We start from the raw sequence: 22,465 nt of genomic DNA on the forward strand, positions 1-22,465 counted from the left end.
ATCGTCCCGGCATAGTCGCACATCGGCTATTCCGGAGCCAGTGGACGAATGGCCTACAGCAGTGGGGCCAGCAGGCGGACGGCCCGGCAACACAGGCGAAACAGGATCGACCGATCCTTGTAATCGCTCTCGATCATCAGGCGGGAATTGTCCAGATCGTGTTCCAGCATGGATTCCACGCTCCGGATGAAATGCCTTGCGGTGGTTATGGCGGTGATCTCGAAATTCAGTCGCATCGAGCGGTTGTCCATGTTGGCGGTTCCCACCGCGGCGTAACGATCATCCACCAGAATCACTTTCTGATGCATGAAGCCAGGCTGGTAGCGATAGATCCCGATGCCGGTCTTGCAGGCCTGGACCAGGTAAGAGTAGGCGGCCAGACCGATCAGGCGGCTGTCCGATTTCTCCGGAATCAGGATGCGTACGTCCACGCCCCGAAGCGCGGCCAGCTGCAGGGAGTTCATGATCTGGAAATCCGGGACGAAATAGGGCGAGGCGATCCAGAGTCGGGTGCGGGCGTTATTGATGCAGTTCAGGAAAAACAGGGTGCAGGTTTCCCAAGTGTCCGCGGGCCCTGTTGGCAGCATCAGCACCTCGTCGTTCCCGGGCTGGTTTTCGGACGGCTCCCAGTCGAGACTGGGGAAGTCATTGCTGGCCCAGTTCCAGTCTTCCAGCCAGGCCAGCTGCAGGCCGGTGACTGCCGGACCCTCAATCCGGCAGTGGGTATCGCGCCAGGGTTCCTGGTCCATGGCGGTGCCCAGGTATTCGTCCCCGAGATTGATGCCACCCACAAAGCCGATTTTACCGTCGCAGACCAGTAGCTTCCGGTGGTTCCGGAAATTGATCTGGAACCGCCTCCGGCGGATGTTGCCCTTGCCAAACGAGGCCACGCGGGCGCCGGCGGCCGCAAGCTGGTTCAGGTACTTGCGTGGCAGCCAGACGCTGCCAATGTCGTCATACAGAAACCAGACTTCCACACCCTGGGCCAGTTTGCGCTCGAGAATCGATTTGATCCGGCGGCCCACCCGGTCTGATCGCACGATATAGAATTCCAGCAGGATATAGTGCTCGGCGTCTTCCATGGCTTCGAACAGGGCCTCGAACGTGGCCTCACCGTCCCTGAGCAGGGTGCATCGGTTGCCATCGGTGAACGGTTGCCGGCCCAGTCGGCAGAGTACCTGAAGTTCGTCGGTAAACCGGTCGCTGGCGGGGATGGGTATGGAGGTTGTTTGCTGTTCGAACCGGTTCAGCAGATTGGTCAGGGATTCGTCGCCAAGCCGTCGGGCTTTCACGTAGCCGCCAAACCGATGCCGCCCGAACAGCACAAACATGGGCACGGCCAGGTACGGCAGGCCGATCAGGGCAATGACCCAGGCAATGGCGCCCTGTGTCGTCCGGTAGGTCAGAAGGATACGGTAAATACAGGCAAATGCGCCCAGGTAAACGGCCCCGACCACCAGTGCAACGAGAGACAGCTCGTCCATTATTGAGCTCCCTCGTCTGCCCGGTGGCGGTAGGGCCCCGATGCGGCCAGATGCCTTGCCCGGTACTCTGCCGGTGAGGTTCCGGTCCAGCGCTTGAACGCTCGGCTGAAGGCGCTGAGTTCTGAAAATCCCAGCAGGAAAGCAATCTCACCCAGAGCGTACTGGTCGGCAGCAACATATCTGAGCGCCTTGTCCTGGCGAACCTGCTCAACCAGGCCGTGGAAGCTCAGGCCTTCCTTCTTGAGCTTGCGGTAGAGCGTCTGGCGGCTCATATGGCATTGCCGGGCCAGACTGTCGGCATCGATTCTCTCAGTCGCCATCTGCTTCGAGATCAGCCGGCGAATCTTGCGGCCGAACGAGCGGCGGCTCTGAAGCCTCGCCAGCAGCGTATTGACCTGCTTCAGTACTGCCGAATACACGTAGGGATTGCGGCGCGGTATCGGGTGCCCCAGATGCCGGCTATTGAACGCCAGCCGGGTGATACCGCAGTCAAACCGCACCGGACCACCGAGAAGCTTTTCGTACTCGTCGGCGTAAACCGGCGCCGGATGGGCGATCTCCACCCATTCCGCCCGGATGCCCGGGTGTATGAAGTGGCGGGTGCGGGTGATGGCAGCAGCGAGGGTCCGGTCCATATCCTGCCGGCAGTAATGTTCGGCCATGTCCGGTTGCCAGCAGAGAATGGTCTGGTCGGCGGTCTGCTCGAAGCTCAGGAATACCGACTCGTTGATCAGCCGATGCAGGCGCACATACTGGGTAACGGCTTCACCCAGGGTGTCACAGTTGAAAAACACATGCCCGACCAGTCCCATCCGCTCGGGATCCACCACTTTTCCGGCGTGCAGCCCGACAGCCGGATCGCCCGTTACCAGCTCGGCGTGTTCCCACAGCCGGTAATGGGCATCGGCGGGCACGCGCCGGTCAGGGTCGGTGAGTTCCGACATGGCAAGCCCGGTCAGCTGTTCTACCCGTGGCGCATTGAGAACGCCCTGGCGTTCCAGATAGTGAACCAGCGCCAGCGTGCTGGAGGCAGCGACCAGGGGAGCGCTGGTGGAGTCTGATTGGGCAGATGTCACGTTGATAGTTAACGACCTGTCATGATGACTGATACAAAATGTCAAGTGTGTGCAACCGCCTGTCAAGGGTTACCCGTGGCTTTAACGATAGCATCAAGATATCAGGTTGAAGCAATGGAAAAGCAATCAGGAGGTGTTTTATGGAACAGGAAATCTTCGTACCTCATACCGAGCTTGAGCGTAAAAACGTGATTGAGCTTGCTGAGTATCTGAACAGCATCTACTACTGCTGATCCTTCAGATGTCACGTCTATGACCTTCCAGCCGGGCTTTGCCCGGCTTTTTTTCGTCCACGGAAAATGACCGCTAATACCGGCACTTGCTCGCAAGACTGGCAGTGGTAATGTATCCGGTCTGAGAACACAGACCAATCCGGAGACTGACTGCCCATGACTGTTGCGCTGAACCACCGCATTACCGGCGAAGGCCCGCCCCTGATACTGCTGCACGGGCTGTTCGGCTCCCTCGATAACCTGGGAGGTATCGCCCGCCGTCTGGAAGACCAGTGGCAGATTCACGCACTGGATGAGCGCAACCATGGCAGCTCGCCCCACACGGATACCATGGATTATCCGGCCATGGCTGCGGACGTCATTGCCTACATGGACGCCCATGCCCTGGACAAGGTGAGCCTGCTGGGTCATTCCATGGGTGGCAAGGTGGCGATGCAGGTTGCGCTGCAGGCGCCGGAGCGTGTGGAAAAACTGATCGTGGCCGACATTGCCCCGGTAAACTACAAACCCCGGCACGATGCTATTCTGGAAGGGTTGACCAGCATGGATCTGACCGGTGTGCGTTCCCGTCAGGACGCAGACAAGTTGATGGCAGATTTTGTCGAAGAGCCAGGTGTTCGCCAGTTCCTGCTGAAAAACCTGGAACGGATTCCCCGCGAAGACCAGCACGAGGGCGGGCCAATGTTTCGCTGGCGGCTTAATTTGCCGGTTATCGATGCCTGCTATGAACATCTGGCCAGGGCGCCGGAGGGCGATGGACCGTTTGATGGTCCTGTGCTGTTTCTGAAGGGCGCGGATTCGGCCTACATCCAGGAAAAACACCGGGATGATATCCAGCGGCTGTTCCCACAGGCACAGCTGCGCATCATCGAGGGTACCGGCCACTGGCTGCACGCTGAAAAAGCCGACTCCTTTGCTGCCCTGTGCCGCCGTTTCCTCAGCGCCGATGAATGACGGGGACCGTGTAGGGCATTTTCCTGCTCACCGGCCCGTCTGCTAAGGTAAGTCAATCGCTGACATACGGAATGGACACAACAACAGGCGGGCAGAGTGTATGAAATGGCTGATGGTGGGTTTGCTGGTTGTATTCCTGCTGCTTGGCAGTTTCCTGCTGACTCCCTCGCCCGTCGACAGCAAAGCCTGGAACCCGCCGTCGCCACCCCCGCTGACCGGGCAGGTTGCCCCGAATGAGCGTTTGAGACTTGCGGACCTGATTGCTCGCGGGCAGGTGTACGGCCCCGAGGACACAGCCGTGAGCGAGGACGGTGTGCTTTATACCGGCACCCAGGATGGCTATATCGTGCGGGTGTTCCCGGATGGCCGGGTTGAAAACTGGTTGTCCACCGATGGTCGGCCCCTGGGCATGGTGTTTGACAAACAGGGTAATCTGATCGTTGCAGATTCCTGGCGGGGATTGCTGTCTATCAGTCCCGAGGGAGAGATTACCGTATTGGCCCGCGAGGCGGAGGGTACGCTGTTCCGCTTCACCGATGATGTCGACATTGCTGATGACGGGCGCATTTATTTCACCGACGCCAGTTCCAAGTTCCACCAGCCGGAATACATGCTGGATCTTCTGGAAATGCGTCCCCACGGCCGCTTGCTCCGCTACTCTCCAAAAACCGGCAAGGCCGAAGTTCTCCTGGCCAACCTGCATTTTGCCAATGGCGTTGCGGTATCTCCGGAGGGCAACTATGTGCTGGTTAACGAAACGTGGAAATACCGCATCCTCCGATACTGGATTCACGGGCCCAAAGCCGGGCAGGCGGAAGTGTTTGCCGACAATCTGCCCGGCTTTCCCGACAACCTCGCGGTGGATGATCAGGAGCGCTACTGGGTGGCGTTTCCTACCCTTAGAGATTCGAGGATGGACGCCATGCACCCCCGGCCCTGGCTCAAGGATCTGGTTGCCAAACTCCCGAGCAGCCTGAAACCTGCGCCACAAGAATATGGCCTTGTCATAGCCTTCGACCGGGACGGTGAGGTGATCACCAGCCTTCACGACACTCGGGGTACCCATCTGCAGGAAATCACCTCGGTGAATCCTCACGATGGCAACCTGTACTTTGGTTCACTTCACAATGATCGTATTGGCCGGCTACCGTTGCAAGCCATTCCGGGTCTGGGGGACAGCAACTGATGCAGCAACACGATATTGCCTGGGATCTGCCGGCGCCTTTCACGATCGAGATAGCGGTGCGGGCCGAGGACACAGATCGGCTGGGGCACGCTAACAACGTTGTTTACGTGCGCTGGCTGGAAGACGTCAGCTGGGCACACATAGAAACGCTGGGTATGACCTGGGAACTGCACGAAAAAACCGGCAAGGCGATGGCCATCACCCGCACGGAAATCGATTATCTGGCCTCGGCGAATGCCGGCGATCAACTGGTTCTGGGGACCTGGCTGACCGACTACGATGGTCGGTTCCGGTCTGCCCGGCAGTTCCAGCTCGTGCGTCCATCTGATGGCAAGACGCTTGTCAGAGCGGTTTCCACCCACGCCTGTGTTGATCTGAAAAGCCAGCGGCCTGCCCGTGCGCCAAAAGAATTCGCCGAGATTCTCGGTTCCGCTGTGGTAGCCGGAGGCAAAGGGCTGTAGGTCACCCGAGGTCTTTTGTGCTTTACTTCAGCTAGCCTTGTTCAAAGCCAATCCCGTTTAACCTGTTGTCCGGAGATCCTCATGGAAAATACTGCCGATCAGAATGCTGAAGCCACGATGCGCCATGTGATCTATGATCGCTTTGGTGACCGTGATGTCCTGCAGGTGGCCACAGCTGACGTGCCAGTCCCCGGAGGCGATCAGGTACTGGTCAGGGTGCACGGTGCCGGGCTCAATCCGATTGACTGGAAAACCCGGAAGGGGCTTGGTTTCGCGGCGCGGCAGATTGAGAATTCGTTGCCATGGACACCCGGTTACGATGTGGCCGGAGAGGTTGTCGGAGTGGGCGCCAATGTGACCACTTTGGCGCCCGGTGACCGGGTCATGGGCATGGTCGGATTCCCGGCCGGCGGTGGCGGTTACGCGCAGTATGCCCTGGCGGCGGCCGATGAACTGGCCATCGTGCCGGAAGAACTGGACCTGGTGTCTGCAGGTGCTTTGCCCCTGGCGGCACTGACCGCCTGGCAGGCCCTGTTCGAGATGGCGAAACTGGAGTCAGGGCAGAAAATCCTGATCCATGCCGGCGCCGGTGGCGTTGGCCATTTTGCGGTGCAGTTTGCACTGGAGCGCGGTGCCCATGTGATAGCAACGGCCTCGGCCAATAACCGGGATTTCCTGGCGGAACTCGGGGTCCACGAAGTGATTGACTACCGCAACACGGATATCGGCGAAGAGTGTTATGGCCTGGACGTGGTACTGGATCTTGTTGGCGGTGATACCGGCAAGCGCTCCCTGCACACCCTGGGTGAGCAGGGCGTCCTAGTGACCATCCCAACGGTGACCGCCGACGAAATCATCAGTGCTGCCGAGGAAATGGGTTTACGCGCCCATGGCATGACCGTGCGTCCGGACGTATTTCACCTGGATGAGATTGCCGAGCTGATTGAGGACGGCGACGTCAAGGTGCACATCGAAAAGGCGTTCGCGCTGGATGATGTCGCGCAGGCCCACGAACTGCTGGAAGGCGGGCACGTGCGCGGCAAGCTGGTGCTAGATTGTCGATGAGGGATCCTGATCGGCCGGTTGATCCTGACTGGCCGATGGTTCTCCTCCTTCTTTCTCTTTGCGCTCCTTGCGGGCCTGGGGCGGTACCAGGCTGATCAGGATCCAGTCGTCTTCCGGTTTCAGGTCTTTCATGCTGCAAACCGGAGCGACGTGTTCCTTGCTGTCGAACGTGAACAGCACCAGGGCCTGGTTCTGGTATTTGTTCAGGAACTCCTCGTAACCGAATTCCTCGCTCAACTGGGTGGTCTTCACGGTGTAGCCCTGGCTCACCAGACTGGCCAATTTGGCATAGCTGACGCCATCGAACAGGCCCCGGGTCATCTGTATTTTTTCAGCCGTCTGATGTCGGGCCTTCTGGTCCTGATCACCTTCCGCCAGACTGAACACGCACTTGTTTCCGAACCAGTCCAGGAAGTGGTACGTGGCCAGCGAGTTCATGTGCTTGTACGGGGAGATCACCAGCAGCTTGCCGATGCCTGTCAGGTCCAGGTGGGTCGATGCATGCTCGGAAACCGGGTTGCCGAAGTACACCTGCAGGTTGTCCATGCGCGCCTGGCGAACGTTTTCCCAGTTGGTATCGGCCAGGGTCACCGGGACTTCGTACTTTTTCAAAGCCTTGCCAATCATGCGTGCAACCGGATTGGCGCCCAGGATAAGAAAGCCGTACTCCGCAGGTTCCGCGACCTTCAACAGGCGCGCAACCGGCCGTGCGGTGAGGCTTTGCAGGGTAACCGTGGCAATGATGAGCATGAACACCAGAGGTACGAGCGCGCCAGCACTCTCATAGCCCAGTTTCTGAAGCTGGAAGGCAAACAGCGCTGACACCGCAGCGGCAACGATGCCCCGGGGGGCGATCCAGCTCAGAAAGAGTTTCTCGCGCCAGTTCAGGCTGGTGCCGATGGCAGACAGGAAAATACTCAGCGGACGGGCAACCAGCATCAGCAGGGCCAGCACCGCTACCAGGCCCCAGCCCAGTTCGGCAATGGCGGCGAACTCAACCCGCGCCGCCAGAATAATGAACAGTGCGGAGATCAACAGAACGCTCAGGGATTCCTTGAACTCCAGAATGCTATCAATGGGCACCTGCTTCATGTTGGCCATCCATATGCCCATGACGGTCACTGTCAGCAGGCCAGACTCATGGGCCAGCTCATTGGAAATGGCGTATACGCCAAGCATAAAGGTGAGTGTGCCGGCGTTATGCAGGTATTGCGGAATCCAGTGCTTGCGCAATACGATGCCGTTGAGATACCCGGCAACGGCGCCAATCACAAAACCCACGGCCAGGGTTTTTCCAAAGATATACAACGAGTGGCCAAACACGTTGCCCTGACCCCAGGACACGATCCCTTCGAATACCAGAACCGCCAGCAAAGCCCCGACCGGGTCAATGATGATGCCTTCCCAGCGCAGTATGTTGGCCAGTTTCGAATCCGGTCGTACGGAGCGCAATAGCGGCGCGATAACGGTCGGACCAGTAACAATCGAGATGGCGCCGAACAGCAGGGCGACCGCCCAGGAGACATCCAGAAGCCAGCGGGCAGCCAGGGTGCCGATGATGCAGGTGACAATAGAACCGACCGGAATGAGGTTGCGGACCATCTTGCCGTGGCCCCGTATTTCGTCGTAGCGCAGGGTCAGGCTGCCTTCAAACAGGATTATGGCGACGGCCAGGGAAATAACCGGAAACAGCAGATCACCGAACACCATTTCCGGCGCCAGAAACCCCAGGACAGGCCCTGCTGCAATACCGCCCGCCAACAGGAACAGGATAGCTGGCATACGCACGCGCCAGGCAAGCCACTGGCAGAACAGTGATAAAACGCCAATGCTGGCAAGAAGCAGGACAGTGCTGACAGGCATAATGGTCTCAGGTCCGTTGATCTATTGGTTGGCGCGCCGGGCAATCCGGTTCAGGAGTCGGGAAGTCGCAAATAAACCGAAGCTGGCGGTCACCGGGCTGGCGGCGCCAAAGCCGGAGGCGCAATCCAGGCGCACCGGGCCATCGGTGGCAGGTTTTTGATGGCACACTTCCCCATCTCCGGCAGGATACGTTAGCTGCTCGAGGGAGTATACGGCCTCAATGCCAAAGCGACGCTTCGGATTCCTTGAAAAGCCGTATTCCCGACGCAGCAGGTTTCGTACCTTGGCTAACAGTGGGTCCTGGGTGGTCTTGCTGAGGTCGGCCACCTGGATCTGGGTAGGATCGATCTGTCCCCCCGCGCCACCGGCACACACCAGCGGAATTTTCCGGCGCTGGCAGTGGGCAATCAGTGCGGCCTTGGCTTTGACGCTGTCGATGGCGTCGATCACGCCGGTCATGCCGTCGGTGATGAGTTCGCTGACATTTTTTGTGGTCAGAAAACCGAAATGTACCCGAATGTCTGCGTCCGGATTGATGGCCCGCAGCCGATCCGCCATGGCGTCGGTTTTAGTGCGCCCGTACTGACCTTCGAGAGCGTGGAGCTGCCGGTTGGTGTTGGACACACAGACATCGTCCATGTCGATCAGGGTGATGGTGCCAACGCCACTTCGGGCCAGGGCTTCAGCAGCCCAGGACCCGACCCCGCCAAGACCGACCACGGCAATATTGGCGTGACGAAAGGCTTCCAGGGCCCGGCGCCCGTAGAGTCGTTCGATGCCACCAAAGCGGAAAGCGTAATCGTCGGCGTTCATGGTATCCCCGTGCAGGTCCGGTCGTAGGCCGGACAGAATCAAAGATCGCAATTGTAACCCAGTGACCGCACAGACAAAAAAGGACCATAAAAAAAGCCACGCAGGGCGTGGCTTTCAAAGCACCCAGTCCGACGGGGAGCTGGGCGGGACTAGTTCAGAGACACTAATCAACGTGATCATTATCAATGCCCAGTGCATTCCTCTGAAGGTCACAAGCTGTCATTGATCGGTCATTTCCGGCCAGGTCGTGAGAATCCTGGCCGGATAGCGGATCACGCGGCCCAGTGGTCGTCCGAGAACGCCATCAGGCTGTCCTTGCCACTCTGAATGTCGCCCAGCAGCCAGTTGACCTCCGGCAGCAGCTTTTCAAAGTAGAAGCGGGCAGAGACAACCTTGCTCTCCAGCAGGGGCTTGTTGCCTTCGCCGGCGGCAAGCTGTTCGTTGGCAACGTTGGCCATCCGGGACCAGAGGTAACCGATGACCGTCAGCGCCATCAGGCGCAGATACGGTGTCGCGGCGGCGCCCGCCTGCTCCGGATCTTTCGGCGCGTTGCTGGCCAGCCACATGGTGGCTGTCTCAAGTGCCTTCATGGCGTTTTTCAACTCTTCGCGGTGCGGCGCTTCCGGGTTGTCCTTCAGATAACCGCTCAGGGTACCGAAGAGGGTGCGCACCAGCTGACCGCCTTTCAGGCCCAGCTTTCGACCCACGAGGTCCATGGCCTGAATACCGTTGGTGCCCTCGTAGATCCTGGCGATCCGGCCGTCCCGAACCAGCTGCTCCAGCGGCCAGTCGGTGGTGAAGCCGGAGCCACCCAGTACCTGCAGCCCGGTGTTGGCGTTGTTGAAGCCTTCGTCCGTCAGGAACGACTTCACCACCGGGGTAAGCAGTTGAACCAGATCGTCCGCGGATTCCCGAACGGTCTCGTCCGGGTGGGCGACAGAGAGATCCAGTTGGTGGCCAGCAAACAGGGCCAGGGCACGCATGCCTTCGTTCAGGACTTTCTGGCGCATTAGCATCCGGCGTACATCCGGGTGCACGATGATCGGGTCAGCGGGCCCATCCGGGTTTTTCGGACCGCTCAGCGAGCGGCTCTGAAGACGCTCGCGGGCAAAGCCGAGGCTTTCCTGGTAAGCCATTTCCGCCAGGCCAAGGCCCTGCATGCCAACCATCAGGCGCGCCTCGTTCATCATGGTGAACATGGCACGCATGCCGTCGTTCGGCTCGCCCACGAGCCAGCCCTTGGCGCCTTCGAAGTTCATGACACAGGTGGCAGAGCCCTTGATGCCCATCTTGTGCTCAAGGCCGCCACAGAAGGCAGGGTTGCGCTCACCAGACTCCGGCAGGAACTTGGGAACCACGAACAGCGAAATGCCTTTGGTGGTATCCGGCGCGCCAGGCAGCTTGGCCAGGACGAGGTGCACGATGTTGTCCACCAGGTCGTGTTCGCCACCGGTAATCCAGATCTTGGTGCCCTCGATCGCGTAGCTACCGTCATCGTTCGGAGTGGCGCGTGTGCGAATCAGGCCCAGGTCAGTGCCGCACTGGGGTTCGGTCAGGCACATGGTGCCGGTCCACTCGCCGGAGATCAGCTTTTCCAGATAGATTTTTTTCAGTTCGTCGGAGCCGTGGGCATGCAGGGCGCTGATGGCGCCGTGGGTCAGACCGGGGTACATGCCCAGCGACAGGTTGGTGGAGCAGACCATTTCATCCACCACGAATTTCAGGGTGTGGGGCAGGCCTTGACCGCCGTATTCCAGTGGTGCGTCCAGCGCGGTCCAGCCGCCCTCAATAAACTTCTTGTAGGCATCCTTGAAGCAGTCAGGTGTTTTTACCGAACGGGTTTCAGGATCGTAGGTACAGCCCTCGCGGTCGCCGGCCTGGTTGGTGGGCTGGATGACCTCAGCTGCCAGTTTGCCGGCCTCATCGATGACCGCGGAAATCAGATCCGGGGTGGCATCGGCGTATTTTTCCAGCTCATGCAGCCGGTCTGCGCCCAATACATCAAACAACAGAAAGCGAAGGTCATTCGCCGGAGCCTGGTATTGCATGGATACTCTCCTAGGTGCGCCGTTTTAACGGGAGCGCTGCAACATTCGCCAGCGACCCAAAGATGATTTGAACACTGGTTTCATACGCCCGTTTTAATACGCTGGTTCACCGTTTTGGCAGTCTGGACGTTAGAATTTTCGTATGTCCTCCTGAACCGAGGAGGTCTCAGATGAAACAAGTGGTGATAGCCGGGGTTTCCGGCGCAATCGGTGGCGCTTTGGCGAGTCGGTTGCTTGAGCGTGATTCGAAAACCAGGGTGATCGGGTTGTGCCGTGATCCGGAGAGTGCGCCGGACGCCTTACGCAGCCATCAGCGCAGTATCTTGCTGTCCTGGGATGCGGAACGCAGTGCAGCGCCCGGAGCGATTGCCGAGGCACTGGAATCGCTGCTGAACAGGGAGGAGGGCATTGATAGCTTTATTTATGCCGCCGGGCTGCTTCATGGGCCGGGTATGTTCCCGGAGAAGCGGCTTGAAGATCTGGATTCGCAGAGTATGGCGCGTGCGTTTGCTGTCAATGCAACCGGTTTCGGATTGCTGACCCAAGCGTTATTGCCATGGCTGCGGCATCGCGAATTCAAACGGGTGGTGGCTATTTCCGCCAAGGTTGGATCGATATCCGACAACGGGTTTGGCGGCTGGTACGCTTATCGCAGCTCAAAGGCGGCGCTGAATATGCTGGTTCGCAACCTGTCCATTGAGTTGCCGCGCCGATGCAAACCGGTTGCCTGCGTATCCCTGCATCCGGGTACAACCGAATCGGCGTTGAGCGAACCATTCAGCCAATCTCTCGCCAAGCTTAAAGTGCATACTCCGGAGGAAACGGCCACCAACCTTCTGGAGGTGCTCGATGGACTGGGGGAGAACGACAACGGGACGTTTCTGAGCTGGGATGGTACAGAACTGCCCTGGTAGGTCGATCAGCCTTGGAATCGGATTAAAAAAAGGGGCGATGGAAATCGCCCCTTTTTCTTGCCCGCCATTCGGTGAAATATTACCGAATAAAAGGGTTGAGCATCCGGGTAAATGTGCCGGTCAGCTTAACCGGGGCACTCAACACGGAGAGTGTTATACAGTCTTCGCAACCAACCGCGACGGGCTTGTGTTCATCCTCGTCGTTCAGGACCACAAAATCCCATTGGTTGAAAACGCCTTTCTGGTCGGCAAAGGCGCCCTGGAGAACGATTGTCGTTTCCTCCCCGCGGTGCGTGTGAGCAGGCGCTTTACCGCCCGCAGCAAGCTTCTGGAGCACAACCTGTTCCTTTTGGCCGGGGAACCGATCGGTAATGTCCAGGACACTCACATCGCCCAGCTGGCGCTTCCACGGCAGACTATTAAGGTCTTCACCCAGAAGCTTTTGCAGGGCGCTGACCCTCGGAATCGCCGGAGCCGCAGGCTCAGCCGACGGTTCGCTATCGATTCTTGAAAGAATGCTGTCGAACATGCTTTCGGAGACGGTGACCTTTGGCTGCTGCTCCATCATCACAGCCCCAAGACTGTCGAGCGTGTCCACACGGCTACGGCAGTGGGAACATTTGTCCAGGTGAAGCTTGATGCACAGAGCATGGGGCTCGCTCAGATTACCTGCGCTGTATTCCATCAGGCTCAGGCTGTCGGGATGGTGCCGTGTCATACGTTCTGATCCTGCAAAATCACTTTCAGTTTATTCAATGCCAGGCGGACCCGGCTTTTCACGGTGCCAAGAGGGATGTCCAACTCGTCTGCAACCATCTGATGCGATTTGTTTTCCATGTACACTTTGGCAATCACCGTGATCTGTTCTTCCGGCAGGTGGCTCAGCGACTCCCTGATCCGCCGCTCGGACATGAGGCGGTGCAAAGACGTGACCGGCTCGTTCTCGTTTTCACCTGGAATCTGCCAGAGGTCTTCTGTCTCAACCGGCATTTCAGCGCTGGTTCGCTGCATTTTTCTCAGCATGTCGATGCGCTGGTTACGGGCGATGGTAAAAATCCAGGTAGAAGCGGCAGCCTTGCGCCAGTCGTACAGGCAGGACCGTCTCCAGATGGACACAAAGACTTCCTGCACGAGCTCTTCGGCGTGACTCGCCAGACCGTTCGCCATTGCGTAATACTTGATTTGCGGGCCAAAATGCTCGAACAACGCGTGGTATGCTTCGCGGTCCTGGCTCTTGCCCACTTTCTGCAGCATCTGGCTCCAAGGGTCCTTGCGGCCCTCGGAACTGGCCGGCTTCTTATCCAGTGTGGTCACCGGACGCTCCTTGACAGTCGCATGATTTGAGCTTGTTCTGGTCATCATTCTATGCACTCGTCCCGGGTTTGTCAGTGCCTAGATTTACGGATCGGTCTATCGGGTGGATCAGCCTGATTGGAAAAAAAGCAGAAAGCTGGCACCAGCGACGTTTTGCAATCGTCTCGCAGGTGATTGCCGTAACTGGCAGAGGGGTCTAGTCTGAGCAATAAATTGACTCCGGACGACAATCATCTCCATGAATGCTCCCGGCTTTACCGGAAACCTGCCCGTTATCCGGGCGCACTATGCGGATATCCTCTGTCAGTTGGCAGAGGACCGTGGCCTTCAGCGGTCCCGGCTATTGTCGGCTTCCGGTATCCGCCCATCCATGCTTGGTCATCCGGACAATTTCATTACTGTCGAGCAGTTCAGTGCCCTGTGCCGCGAAGCTCTTGTCCAGAGCGGTGATCCTGCCCTTGGGCTTGAATTCGGAAAGCGTCTGAAGTTTACCACCCATGGCTCGCTGGCCCAGGCAGCCATCAGCTGCGATACGCTTGAGCAGGCGCTCACGGTGCTGATCAAGTATTTCCAGATCCGCTTTGTCTACATGAGCCTGTCGTTCTTCGTGGAGGAACATGAGGCTGTGATCCAGCTGGACCTGGCGCACAGCATTGAGGACCTGTACCGGTTCAATGTTGATGTCGTTATGGCTTCACTGATGGATGTAAATCTCCTGCTTTTTGGCCATCGGCTGCTGGATGGGGGCCGTTGCCTGCTGGATTTTCCGGAGCCTGGCGATGTCTCGGCCTATCGGCAGCTGTTTGGAAGCCAGATTTCGTTTGGCAGCGGCGTGAACCAGCTGCGGTTCAAACGGGTTTTTCTGGACTCCCCCATGTCGCTGTCGAATCCGGTGACCCGTCGGATTGCCGAGGCCCAGTGTCAGGAGGAAATGCGATTCATCGAGGGTTCTACATCGGTTTCGGACCGGGTGGTGCGCCTGCTCGAGACGGGGCGAAGCCAGCGGTTACCGGCCCTGGAGGATGTCGCAAAACACCTGAAAATGTCCACCAGGACGCTGCGCAGGCAGTTGGCATCCGAAGGGGTGCGATTCCAGCAACTGCAGGATTCCATTCGCCACCGCCGAGCACTTGAACTGCTGCGCCGCAATGAGCTGAGCATTGATGAGATAGCTGACGCTCTGGGCTACAGTGACCCCTCCAACTTTGGCCGGGCCTTCCGCAAGTGGGAAGGCTTGTCACCCAGTGCCTGGCGTCGTGAGCATCAGAAGTCCTGACTTGCTATTCCTCGAGGTAGGTATAACCATCCAGGCCGGCGGCCAGCTCCGCCAGAAGCGCGGCCTGGGTTTCCGCTGCCAGGGCGGAGGCTGCAAACTTGCCCTGATAGGCCTTCATCAGGGCCTCCGGTTCAAAGTTCACATAGCGCAGCACCTTGGCGACGGTGTCCCCGGTGATGGGGGCGCTGATCTCGTAGCCGCCCTCTGGCGTCAGGCGGACATCCACGGAATGGGTGTCGCCGAACAGGTTGTGCATATCGCCGAGAATTTCCTGATACGCGCCGGTCATGAAAAAGCCCATCAGCAGGGGCTCGCCCGACCGTTCTTCCGGCAGGGGCAGTGTTGTCTCGGTGCCCTGTCCATCTACGTAGCGGTCAATGCGTCCGTCCGAATCGCAGGTAATGTCCTGGATAACTGCCCGTCGGTTCAGGGGGCGATCCAGGCCATTGATCGGCATAACCGGGAAGATCTGGTCAATGCCCCAGACATCAGGCAGTGACTGGAACAGGGAAAAATTAACGAAAAGTTTTTCCGCCAGTTTCTCATTGAGTTCGTCGATGATTTCACGGTGGGCCCGGTTGCTGCTGTCCAGCTGATCCCGGAGAAGTCGGCAGCAGCGAGTGTACAGGGTTTCAGCATCGGCCCGCTCCTGGAGCGACACTACGCCGTGGGCGAACTGGGCGTGAACATCGGCCATGGCGTGGAGTACGTCATGGTAGATCTCAGCCAGTGAACGGGGGGTGTTTGTGTCCTGCAGGCTTTCAAGGTCGCGCCAGAGGTCGTGCAGCGGCGCCGAGGCGGTCGCGCCTGGTTGTTGCGGAGTCCGGTTTTCCGGTGCTTCGTGGTCGATCACGTTGGTTACAAGCACGGAGTGATGGGCGGTCAGGGCTCTGCCGGATTCGCTGATCAGATCCGGGTGAGGCGTACCGTGGCGATCACACTCTGCCTGCAAAACATGCACAACGTTGTAGGCATATTCGTAAACGCTGTAGTTCATGGAGCAGCTACTGCGGGAGCGAGTGCCTTCGTAGTCCACGCCCAGGCCCCCGCCGATGTCCACTGTGCCGATCGGGGCGCCCATCTGGCGTAACTCGCTATAGAAGCGTGCGCATTCCCGGAGACCGGTCTGGATGTCACGGATATTGGCAATCTGGGACCCAAGGTGGAAATGCAAGAGTTGCAGGGTGTCCAGGGCACCTGCCTCGCGAAGGGTGTCGAGGACATCCAGAACCTGGCTGGCGGACAGTCCGAATTTGGACTTTTCACCGCCGGTGTTCTGCCAGTTGCCTTTGCCGATGGTGGCCAGCCGGGCCCGGACCCCGATCAATGGTGACACGCCCAGACTTTTTGCCTCTTCCAGGATGAGCGGTAACTCCGACTTTTTCTCGACCACGATGAACACCCGATGGCCCAGAGTCTGGCCAATCAGGGCCAGGCGGATGTATTCCCGGTCCTTGTAACCATTACAGACAATCACTGATCCGGGTTGTTGCGACATTGCCAGCACCGCCATCAGCTCAGGCTTGCTGCCCGCTTCAAGCCCGATCTGGCCGTTGGAGGCGGCGGGCTCGGCAGCCAGCAGCTCTTCGACCACGCGGCGCTGCTGGTTGACCTTGATGGGGTAAACCGCCGTGTAGCCGCCCTGGTAGGCGTGCTCCTCTGCAACCTTGTTGAAGGCATTGCAGAGTTTGTTAACGCGGTCGTGCAGGATGTCAACGAAGCGCACAAGTACCGGCAGCTGGACCCCGGACTCGGTCAGCGTCCGGGTCAGTTCGGGCAGATTGATGCGGGCCGGGCTGTGGCCACGATCCGGGCGGATGAGCACCTGGCCCTGATCATTGACACCGATGTAGCCATCGCTCCAGTGGGCAATGTTGTAAACCTTGTGGGCCGGGGTGGCGCTGGCTTCGCTCATGCTTGCTATCCTGTCAGGAAACACTGGCCGCCATTGTATGGATTCCCATCCCTGGCTAAAAGCATCGGCTGCGGAAAATACATGGCGTTTCGCCGCGATTATCGCTTTAGCTCACGGTGGGGCATCCCTACAATACGCCCTTTCAATTCAGCCCAAGGCTCACAGCGGGAGGCAAGACATGACAGCACTCAATGACGGCTGGTTTACCGAGGTATTCCAGGATCAGGGGACCGCGTTCTCCCTGCAGGTGAAAAAGAAGCTCCATGAGGAACAGACGCCGTTCCAGAAACTGGAAATCTACGAGACCGAGACCTTTGGCAACCTGATGGTTCTGGATGGCTGCGTGATGCTGACCACCCGCGACAACTTTCTGTACCACGAGATGATGACGCACCCGGCCCTGTTTACCCACCGCGATCCGAAAAAGGTGGTGATTGTTGGTGGCGGAGACTGTGGCACCCTGAAAGAGGTGCTCAAGCATCCGGGCATCGAGGAAGCCTGGCAGGTGGAAATTGATGAACGGGTAACCCGCGTGTCTGAAGAGTACTTTCCGGAATTATGTGAGGCCAACATCGACCCGCGCGCCAATTTCTTCTTTGGCGACGGGATCCAGTGGATGCGGGATATTGAGCCGAACAGCGTTGACCTTATCATTATCGACAGTACTGATCCGGTAGGCCCCGCTGAAGGCCTGTTTGCCCTGGATTTTTATCGGGATGCCATGCTGGCGCTGCGCGAGGGAGGGATTATCGTGCAGCAGAGCGAATCGCCGCTGCTCCACACGCAGAGCATTATCAAAGGTATTCACGAGGACATGCGCAAGGCAGGGTTCGAGCATGTACAGACCCTGCCATTTCCGCAGCCTGTCTATCCGACGGGCTGGTGGAGTTGCACCATGGCGAGCAAGGAAAATCCGGTCAAGTATTTCCGGGAGGAGGATGCCAACAATCGCCCGTTCGTAACTCGCTACTACAATGCCGGTGTTCATCGCGGCGCGCTGGCGATGCCACAGTTCATGGTGGATGCGCTTGAAGATGAGGTAAGACCGACAGAAGGTTAGGCAAGATCGGACTTACAAAAAAGGGGCGCCAACTGGCGCCCCTTTTTACTTGCAGTGTCAGCGTTTATTGCTTGCCGCTGACGAACTCCGGATAGGCTTCCATACCACACTCGGACAGATCCACACCTTCGTACTCTTCTTCTTCTGTGACCCTGATACCCATGACGGCTTTCAGGATGCCCCAGACGATCAGACTGGTGACGAATACCCAGATGAAGATGGTGAGCATGCCGACCAGCTGGCCCATGAAGGTAGCGTCTGCGTCGGACAGGAGGACCGCAAAGATACCCCAGATACCGACCACACCGTGCACAGAGATGGCACCGACCGGGTCGTCAATGCGCAGCTTGTCCATGGTTACGATGGAGAACACAACCAGGGTGCCACCGATGGCGCCGATGATGGTGGCCAGCAGGGGAGAGGGATCCGCCGGTTCTGCAGTGATCGCAACCAGGCCAGCCAGAGCGCCGTTCAGGGCCATGGTCAGGTCGGCCTTGCCGAACATCAGGCGTGCCACGATCAGGGCAGCGATCAGACCACCGGCTGCAGCCGCGTTGGTGTTCAGGAACACGTTGGCCACTTCGTTGGCGACACCGATGCCACCCAGTTTCAGGGTTGAGCCACCGTTGAAGCCGAACCAGCCCATCCACAGGATGAAGGTACCAAGAGTTGCCAGGGGCAGGTTGGCGCCCGGGAACGCGCGGATTTCACCTTTGGCGCCGTATTTACCTTTACGGGCACCAAGCAGGATCACACCTGCCAGAGCTGCTGCTGCACCGGCCATGTGAACGATACCGGAACCGGCGTAGTCGCTGTAGCTCAGCTCGTACATGCCGAATACCGCGTCGCCGTTCCAGGTCCAGGAACCCTGCATCGGGTAGATGAAACCACACATAACAACGGCGAAACCCAGGAAGGCCCAGAGCTTCATACGCTCAGCCACAGCACCGGAAACGATGGACATGGCGGTTGCAACGAAGACAACCTGGAAGAAGAAGTCAGAAGCGCCGCTGTATTCGCCCATGTCGCCGAAGCCGGCTTCAGTGGAGGCTGCAATAACGCCTGCAATCGCTGCGTCGTCCATCTCGGCAACAGTTGTTACACCGCTCAGGAAGATACCGCCGTCGTACATGATGTCGTAGCCGACAATCAGGTACATGGTACAGGCGACCGCAAACAGGGCCACGTTCTTGGTCAGGATTTCGGTGGTGTTCTTGGCACGCACCAGGCCGGCTTCCAGCATGGCAAAGCCAGCGGCCATCCACATGACCAGAGCACCGCAAATCAGGAAGTAAAAGGTATCCAGCGCATACTGGAGTTCAAAAATGTGATTAAGATTGCTTTCCATATGAAGCCCTCCGCACGAGGCTTTTCAGGTTATAAATTTTTTTGCGTTGGCTGTTCGAAAAATCAGAGCTGGTTCAGACCGCTTCTTCGCCGGTTTCGCCAGTCCGGATCCGGATGGCTTGAGCCAGTTCAGTCACGAAAATCTTGCCGTCACCGATCTTGCCGGTGTTAGCCGCCTTGGTGATGGACTCGATAACCTGGTCCAGAAGGTTGTCGCCGATAGCAACTTCCACCTTCACCTTGGGCAGGAAATCCACCACGTATTCCGCGCCACGGTAGAGTTCTGTGTGGCCTTTTTGCCGACCGAAGCCTTTGACTTCAGTGACGGTTACGCCTTGTACGCCAATCTCGGATAGTGCCTCACGGACATCATCCAATTTGAAAGGCTTGATGATCGCTGTCACAAGTTTCATTGCTTTCTCCTTGGTAAAGCCGTCTCAACAGTGAGGGCCCGTCGGCCGGTTGTTGAGCTCGGGATGCTGCCACCTCGCACACCAATTGTGCGGATTGCGTACGAGAGCTTTAGCATCGTGTATGCCAACGCAAAAAAATGTTTAAAAAACAATAGACTACGATATCCGCGTACCAGAATGGCGCAAACTTGTGCACCAAAATAGAGCGGGTAGCCGGCCAGTGAGCCAATTTGGAGCGGGCTCCCTGGCCCTTCGCCACTTATTATAGGGTCGACCACCTACAGTATGGCAGGGGCTGCGGTGTGATACACTCCCGCTAACCGGCAACCGGCCCTGTCTTTTAGTCGAAGCCGGATATTTCAGGAATTTGTGAGGTGACGTGTGAAAGGTCCACAGGATATTTTTTCTCAGCTGCAGGGCCAGTTTGGCCAGTTTGTTCCCGACATGGCCCGCGCTGCACGGGAAGATTTTGAAACCCAGGCCCGGGCCACCGTGATGGCCGTTCTGTCTCGCCTGGAGTTGGTGACCCGGGAGGAGTTTGACGCCCAGCAGGCGGTCCTGCTGAAGACCCGTGAAAAGGTGGACGCGCTCGAGAAGCGGGTGGCCGAACTGGAAAATTCCCTGCAGAAACAATAAATCCCGGACACGCCCGGCAGGATGCCGGGCAAACATATCCGGTTATTACCATGGATGGTTGTCATGCTTGCTATTGTTCATTCCCGCGCCGCCATTGGCGTGTCAGCGCCTGCCGTTACCGTTGAAGTCCATCTCTCCGGCGGCTTGCCCGCGCTCTCGATCGTGGGCTTGCCGGAAACCGGTGTAAGGGAGAGCAAAGAACGCGTCCGAAGCGCGCTTCTCAACGCCGGTTTCGAGTTTCCCGCCCGAAGAATTACCATCAATCTTGCTCCCGCTGATCTGCCAAAAGAGGGTGGCCGGTTCGATCTGCCCATCGCTCTGGGCATTCTGGCGGCGTCTGGCCAGATCCCGGTCGACAGCCTTTCCGATTGCGAATTCCTCGGCGAATTGTCCCTTGATGGTGCACTGCGCCCCCTGAAAGGTGTTCTGCCGGCTGTATTAGCCGCACGGGAGGATGGTCGGGCCTTGCTGGTTCCGCACGCCAACTCCGAGGAAGCGGCGCTGGCAAGCCGGGGTGATCTTCTGGCCGCCGGCCACCTGCTGGCCGTGTGCGAGCATCTGAGTGGCCGTGCCCGTCTGGTGCCGGTGCCCAGGTCTCCCCTGGACGAAGCGCCGGACGGCAACCGTGAGGTGCCCGATCTGTCGGATGTCCGCGGCCAGCAGGTCCCGCGCCGCACGTTGGAAGTGGCGGCAGCGGGAGGGCACAATCTTCTGTTCTTCGGTCCCCCGGGAACCGGCAAGAGCATGCTTGCCAGTCGCTTGCCCGGAATCCTGCCGGGGCTGGATGATACTGCGGCCATGGAAGTGGCCAGCGTGCATTCGGTGGCCGGGCTCCCGGTTCGGGCCGGGGGCTGGCGTCAGCCGCCTTTCCGGGCGCCCCATCATACCGCCTCAGCGGTTGCGCTGGTCGGTGGTGGCAGCAGCCCGAGGCCGGGGGAGATCTCCCTGGCGCACCGGGGCGTACTGTTTCTCGACGAGTTGCCAGAGTTCGAACGACGGGTGCTTGAAGTGCTCCGGGAGCCGATGGAAACCGGCGAAATCTCGATCAGCCGGGCGGCACGGCAGGTGAATTTTCCGGCGCGATTTCAGGTCGTGGGTGCAATGAATCCCTGCCCCTGTGGCTACAGTGGTCATCCCACCATCGAGTGCCAGTGTACGCCGCAACAGGTAACCCGTTACCGGTCGAAAATTTCCGGCCCCCTTCTGGACAGGTTTGATCTGCATGTGGAAGTGCCTGTGCAAGGCGGCGACGTGTTGATGCAGTCGGGCGGGGATGGTGAAACCAGCGCCGCCGTTCGGGAGCGTGTCCTGATTGCCAGATCCCGGCAATCAGAGCGGGGTTGCCTGAATGCCGCCTTAGCCGGGCGTGAGTTGCAGGCTGCGTGCCGGCTGGATCGCCAGGGAGAACAGTTGCTCACCGGTGCCATGGAAAAGCTGGGGCTTTCGGCCCGTGCACTGCACCGCATATTGCGAGTTGCCCGAACGCTTGCCGATCTTGAAGGCAGCGAGGAGCTACGACAGAGCCATCTGGTTGAGGCTCTGGGTTACCGGCAGCTCGACCGACAGCAGGGCCGCAACTCGGTGGTCTCCGCCTGAGCGACAACACTCTGGTAAACTGTTGGCAAATCCCGTTAACCATGACCCGCTGCCTGCGGTTAAGGATTGCAGATGACAGACCATAAAGAACCGCAAGATTCCCAGGATAAGGCCGCTGAATCGCCGGTAACCACCCGTCGTGGTGTGCGCAGCTTTGTTCTGCGCCAGGGCCGGATGACGGAAGGCCAGAAAAAGGCGTTCGAGCGGAGCTGGCCGAAGTACGGGCTAACCCGTGAGGACGGAATGATTGATCCCAGGGAAGTGTTCGGGCGCGACAACATGCTGAACCTGGAAATCGGTTTCGGCATGGGCCGGTCCCTGGCCGAGATGGCTGAGGCCGCTCCCGAGCAGGATTTTATCGGGGTTGAAGTTCATCAGCCCGGCGTTGGCGCGTTGCTCAAGGAGATTGAGGACCGTGGCCTGGAAAACGTCCGGATTTACAGTATCGATGCCAACGATGTGATTGATCTTTGCCTGCCGGATGCCTGTCTGGACCGGGTAATGGTGTTTTTCCCGGATCCCTGGCATAAGAAAAAACATCACAAACGCCGACTGATCCAGCACGAGTTCGTCCAGCGGGTTCGTCACAAGTTGAGGGTGGGCGGCATTCTGCACCTGGCGACCGACTGGGAGAATTACGCCGAGCATATGCTTGAGGTGATGAGCGAGTCCGAAGGCTTTGCCAACACCCAGGAGCCCGGTGGCTATTCACCGCGCCCTGAAGACCGTCCGATTACAAAGTTTGAAAAGCGTGGCGAAACCCTGGGTCACGGCGTCTGGGATCTGTTGTTCTACCGGACCAACTGATAGC

The 22,465-nt window shown here is 58.7% G+C and carries 20 protein-coding genes; 10 read left to right on the forward strand and 10 right to left on the reverse strand.

Annotated features, from left to right (window positions below):
• Positions 1-53: 53 nt before the first annotated feature.
• Both cls and ACWJ62_RS17800 read right to left on the reverse strand, forming a co-directional pair.
• The gene (gene cls / locus ACWJ62_RS17795; RefSeq protein WP_449287398.1) at positions 54-1,484 is read right to left on the reverse strand and encodes a cardiolipin synthase; all 1,431 of its coding nucleotides are present in this window, start codon (positions 1,482-1,484) and stop codon (positions 54-56) included.
• Positions 1,484-2,560 (reverse strand): AraC family transcriptional regulator, encoded by a 1,077-nt coding sequence (locus tag ACWJ62_RS17800; protein WP_449287399.1) that lies wholly within the window; start codon positions 2,558-2,560, stop codon positions 1,484-1,486. The genes cls and ACWJ62_RS17800 overlap by 1 nt, the downstream gene beginning before the upstream one ends.
• A gap of 389 nt (positions 2,561-2,949) precedes the next feature.
• Between ACWJ62_RS17800 and ACWJ62_RS17805 the strand changes: the two genes are divergently transcribed.
• The 4 genes from ACWJ62_RS17805 (at position 2,950) to ACWJ62_RS17820 (ending at position 6,459) form a co-directional block, all read left to right on the forward strand.
• On the forward strand, positions 2,950-3,747 hold the full coding sequence (locus tag ACWJ62_RS17805; protein WP_449287400.1) for an alpha/beta fold hydrolase: 798 nt from the start codon (positions 2,950-2,952) through the stop codon (positions 3,745-3,747).
• A gap of 100 nt (positions 3,748-3,847) precedes the next feature.
• The gene (locus tag ACWJ62_RS17810) at positions 3,848-4,933 is read left to right on the forward strand and encodes an SMP-30/gluconolactonase/LRE family protein (protein WP_449287401.1); all 1,086 of its coding nucleotides are present in this window, start codon (positions 3,848-3,850) and stop codon (positions 4,931-4,933) included.
• Complete coding sequence (locus ACWJ62_RS17815) at positions 4,933-5,394, forward strand: acyl-CoA thioesterase (RefSeq protein WP_449287402.1); 462 nt, start codon at positions 4,933-4,935, stop codon at positions 5,392-5,394. The genes ACWJ62_RS17810 and ACWJ62_RS17815 overlap by 1 nt, the downstream gene beginning before the upstream one ends.
• 81 nt (positions 5,395-5,475) lie before the next feature.
• Positions 5,476-6,459 carry an NADP-dependent oxidoreductase gene (locus ACWJ62_RS17820; RefSeq protein ID WP_449287403.1) on the forward strand — a complete coding sequence of 328 codons (984 nt, stop codon included), beginning with the start codon at positions 5,476-5,478 and terminating at the stop codon, positions 6,457-6,459.
• Here ACWJ62_RS17820 and ACWJ62_RS17825 read toward each other — a convergent pair.
• The 3 genes from ACWJ62_RS17825 to ACWJ62_RS17835 form a co-directional block, all read right to left on the reverse strand.
• Complete coding sequence (locus ACWJ62_RS17825; protein ID WP_449287404.1) at positions 6,445-8,322, reverse strand: cation:proton antiporter; 1,878 nt, start codon at positions 8,320-8,322, stop codon at positions 6,445-6,447. The genes ACWJ62_RS17820 and ACWJ62_RS17825 overlap by 15 nt on opposite strands.
• A 21-nt stretch (positions 8,323-8,343) precedes the next feature.
• On the reverse strand, positions 8,344-9,135 hold the full coding sequence (gene tcdA, locus ACWJ62_RS17830; protein ID WP_449287405.1) for a tRNA cyclic N6-threonylcarbamoyladenosine(37) synthase TcdA: 792 nt from the start codon (positions 9,133-9,135) through the stop codon (positions 8,344-8,346).
• A 272-nt stretch (positions 9,136-9,407) separates the two neighbouring features.
• On the reverse strand, positions 9,408-11,183 hold the full coding sequence (locus ACWJ62_RS17835) for an acyl-CoA dehydrogenase C-terminal domain-containing protein (RefSeq protein ID WP_449287406.1): 1,776 nt from the start codon (positions 11,181-11,183) through the stop codon (positions 9,408-9,410).
• A gap of 170 nt (positions 11,184-11,353) precedes the next feature.
• On the opposite strand from ACWJ62_RS17835, the gene ACWJ62_RS17840 reads away from it, so the two are divergent.
• The gene (locus tag ACWJ62_RS17840) at positions 11,354-12,097 is read left to right on the forward strand and encodes an SDR family oxidoreductase (RefSeq protein WP_449287407.1); all 744 of its coding nucleotides are present in this window, start codon (positions 11,354-11,356) and stop codon (positions 12,095-12,097) included.
• Between the two features lie 79 nt (positions 12,098-12,176).
• On the opposite strand, the gene ACWJ62_RS17845 is transcribed toward ACWJ62_RS17840, so the two are convergent.
• Both ACWJ62_RS17845 and ACWJ62_RS17850 read right to left on the reverse strand, forming a co-directional pair.
• Positions 12,177-12,815, reverse strand: a complete 639-nt coding sequence (locus tag ACWJ62_RS17845) for a ChrR family anti-sigma-E factor (protein ID WP_449287408.1) — start codon at positions 12,813-12,815, stop codon at positions 12,177-12,179.
• Positions 12,812-13,459 carry a sigma-70 family RNA polymerase sigma factor gene (locus ACWJ62_RS17850; protein WP_449287409.1) on the reverse strand — a complete coding sequence of 216 codons (648 nt, stop codon included), beginning with the start codon at positions 13,457-13,459 and terminating at the stop codon, positions 12,812-12,814. Before ACWJ62_RS17850 ends, ACWJ62_RS17845 begins: the two co-directional genes overlap by 4 nt.
• Before the next feature lie 190 nt (positions 13,460-13,649).
• Here ACWJ62_RS17850 and ACWJ62_RS17855 point away from each other — a divergent pair, with 190 nt between their 5' ends.
• Positions 13,650-14,687, forward strand: a complete 1,038-nt coding sequence (locus tag ACWJ62_RS17855; protein WP_449287410.1) for an AraC family transcriptional regulator — start codon at positions 13,650-13,652, stop codon at positions 14,685-14,687.
• Positions 14,688-14,691: 4 nt separating this feature from the next.
• Here ACWJ62_RS17855 and speA read toward each other — a convergent pair whose 3' ends face one another.
• Positions 14,692-16,602 carry a biosynthetic arginine decarboxylase gene (gene speA / locus ACWJ62_RS17860; protein WP_449287411.1) on the reverse strand — a complete coding sequence of 637 codons (1,911 nt, stop codon included), beginning with the start codon at positions 16,600-16,602 and terminating at the stop codon, positions 14,692-14,694.
• A gap of 178 nt (positions 16,603-16,780) precedes the next feature.
• On the opposite strand from speA, the gene speE reads away from it, so the two are divergent.
• Positions 16,781-17,662 (forward strand): polyamine aminopropyltransferase, encoded by an 882-nt coding sequence (gene speE / locus ACWJ62_RS17865; protein ID WP_449287412.1) that lies wholly within the window; start codon positions 16,781-16,783, stop codon positions 17,660-17,662.
• Between the two features lie 64 nt (positions 17,663-17,726).
• Here speE and ACWJ62_RS17870 read toward each other — a convergent pair whose 3' ends face one another.
• Both ACWJ62_RS17870 and glnK read right to left on the reverse strand, forming a co-directional pair.
• Positions 17,727-19,010: an ammonium transporter gene (locus ACWJ62_RS17870; protein ID WP_449287413.1), complete on the reverse strand. Its 1,284-nt coding sequence runs from the start codon at positions 19,008-19,010 to the stop codon at positions 17,727-17,729.
• Between the two features lie 73 nt (positions 19,011-19,083).
• Complete coding sequence (glnK, locus tag ACWJ62_RS17875; RefSeq protein ID WP_008173268.1) at positions 19,084-19,422, reverse strand: P-II family nitrogen regulator; 339 nt, start codon at positions 19,420-19,422, stop codon at positions 19,084-19,086.
• Positions 19,423-19,803: 381 nt separating this feature from the next.
• Here glnK and ACWJ62_RS17880 point away from each other — a divergent pair, with 381 nt between their 5' ends.
• From ACWJ62_RS17880 to trmB, 3 genes are all read left to right on the forward strand, one after another.
• Positions 19,804-20,058 carry an accessory factor UbiK family protein gene (locus ACWJ62_RS17880; RefSeq protein WP_014575880.1) on the forward strand — a complete coding sequence of 85 codons (255 nt, stop codon included), beginning with the start codon at positions 19,804-19,806 and terminating at the stop codon, positions 20,056-20,058.
• Between the two features lie 63 nt (positions 20,059-20,121).
• Positions 20,122-21,654, forward strand: coding sequence for a YifB family Mg chelatase-like AAA ATPase (locus tag ACWJ62_RS17885; protein WP_449287414.1), 1,533 nt, complete (start codon positions 20,122-20,124; stop codon positions 21,652-21,654).
• 72 nt (positions 21,655-21,726) lie between these two features.
• Positions 21,727-22,461, forward strand: coding sequence for a tRNA (guanosine(46)-N7)-methyltransferase TrmB (trmB, locus tag ACWJ62_RS17890; RefSeq protein ID WP_449287415.1), 735 nt, complete (start codon positions 21,727-21,729; stop codon positions 22,459-22,461).
• The last annotated feature ends 4 nt before the right edge of the window (positions 22,462-22,465 follow it).

The organism is Marinobacter sp. PE14 (genome assembly GCF_053566155.1).